Consider the following 1,999-nt stretch of genomic DNA (forward strand, 5'->3'; position numbering starts at 1 on the left):
CCAGGCGCCAGCCGCGCACGATGCGGTAGCTGGCCGAATCGGCGCTGGCGCGGCCGTCCTAGGGGCGTGCCGCCTCCGCCAGGGCCTTGAGTTCGGCGCTGGTGCCGCTGCGCGCGGCCTCGTCCATCAGGGCCTGGTGCCAACGGCTGAGGAACAGGGCGCGGTCGTCGAGCTGGATCGCCAGCAGGTCCGATTCGGTGAGCTTGTCCTTGGCCAGCAGGGCGTCGCGGATCTGGCGCGCGCGGGCGCCGTTGGCATAGCCGGCGTCGCCCACCAGGCGCAGCGCCTCGCCGTCGAGCGTGCGGTTGTTGGCGGTCCACAGGATGCCGTCGGCCGGGTCCACCAGGCCGGGGTTTTCGATGGCGGGCAGCCAGCCGTTCCAGCGGCAGCCGCTGGCCACGGCCAGCGGAGCGCTGGCGTCACACTGGCCGGCGCGCTCGGGAAGCTGCGCGGTCAGGCGCCAGCCGATGCGCCCGGTGCCGTCGCCGATCACCAGGTTCTGGGCCGGGATGCCGGCCAGGTCGGCGGCGGCCAGGCCTTCATCGAGGTTGCCGGCGAAGGCCAGGTCAGCCAGCCCGAAGTTGAGCGAGCCCGGCAGCTGCGCCGTCCAGCGCAGCGCCAGCGACGTACCGGCGTCAAGCTCGGCGGTGATGGGGCCCCAGCGCGTTTCGCGCACCTTCAGCTCCACCGGCGCGCCGCCCTTCACCCGAATCCATTCGCTGGTGACCTGCAGCGCCTGCTGGCCATCGGCGACGCGATAGCGCGTGCGGGCCTGGTCGGCCCAGTCCACGCGGTAGAAATCCAGCCAGTCACCGTAGCTGTTGGTGAAGCCCCAGGCCACGTGGCCGTTGCTGCCGACGATGACGGCCGGGATGCCGGGCAGGGTGAAGCCGCTGACGTCCACCTTTCCGGCCGGCGCGCGCGCATCGGCGTAGCGCAGGCGCGCGCGGAACCAGATATTGGGCGCGCGCAGGCCCAGGTGCATGTCGTCGGCGACGATGGCGCGGCCGTCGGCGGTGCGCTGGCCGGACACGGCAAAGTTGTTGCTGCCGGGCGCGGCCGGCTCGGACACGTCGTAGTCGCCGTTGGCTTCCGGCACCGGCAGCGTGCGCAGGTCCAGCGTTTCCGGGCCGGGCAGGGCGACGTTGCCGCGCGCAGGCCCCACCAGCGGGGCGTCCCACTCGCTGCCGTCCATCGCCACCAGCGCGTACAGCGCCGGCGGCACGGCGTCGCGGATGCGCCACAGCGCCAGTTCGCGCGAATTGGTTTCATCCTGCAGGTCGAAGAACATCGCATAGCCCACCAGCGCCGTGTCGGTGACTGTCCACGGCTCGGGCTCGGCCTGCAGCAGCAGGTAGGGCCAGGGCTTGCGCTGCAGTGCGGCCAGGCCGGCGTTGACGCCGTCGCGGTAGGCCTCCAGCACCGGCAGGCGGTTGCCGGCCACGGTGGCCAGGCTGTCGTCGGCGCGCGCCCGCAGGCGATGCACGCGCACCACCTTGTCGCGCTCGATGGCGATCGGCCCGAACAGCGCCGACAGCTCGCCCGCCGCCGAGCGGCGCAGCAGGTCCATTTCGAAGTAGCGCTCCTGCGCGTGCACGAAGCCCAGTGCGCGGGCCGCGTCGGCCTCGTTGGCGGCGTCCACCGTGGCCACGCCCAGCGCATCACGCTGCACTTGCACCTGGGCCGACAGACCCGGCAGCGCGCGGTCGCCGTCCAGCTGGGGCAGGCTGCCGCGCACGAACCACAGCGCCACCATCAGCGCCACCAGGACCAGGACCAACACGGACATCAACAGCCAGCCGGTGACGCGTAAAGCCTTGCGCATGGAGGGGTCGCTTGCGGGAGGGACGGGACTGTGCCTAGGATGGCCCATGTCCCAGCGCGCCGCCATCGCCACTGCAGGCCTCCCGAACCCGTCCGGTCCGGGCGCGTGCGCGCTCAATAACGCCAATAACAATAATCGTCCCCGCTTGCGGGTCGACGACTAGGCGCGCTCCAC

General features: G+C 72.3%; 1 protein-coding gene. It reads right to left on the reverse strand.

Going from position 1 to position 1,999, the window contains the following annotated elements:
- Positions 1–58 precede the first annotated feature (58 nt).
- Positions 59–1,825 carry a penicillin acylase family protein gene (locus K0M70_RS08350; RefSeq protein ID WP_290781342.1) on the reverse strand — a complete coding sequence of 589 codons (1,767 nt, stop codon included), beginning with the start codon at positions 1,823–1,825 and terminating at the stop codon, positions 59–61.
- Positions 1,826–1,999: the final 174 nt, after the last annotated feature.

Source organism: Arenimonas sp., from assembly GCF_019459675.1.
Taxonomy (GTDB): domain Bacteria; phylum Pseudomonadota; class Gammaproteobacteria; order Xanthomonadales; family Xanthomonadaceae; genus Arenimonas.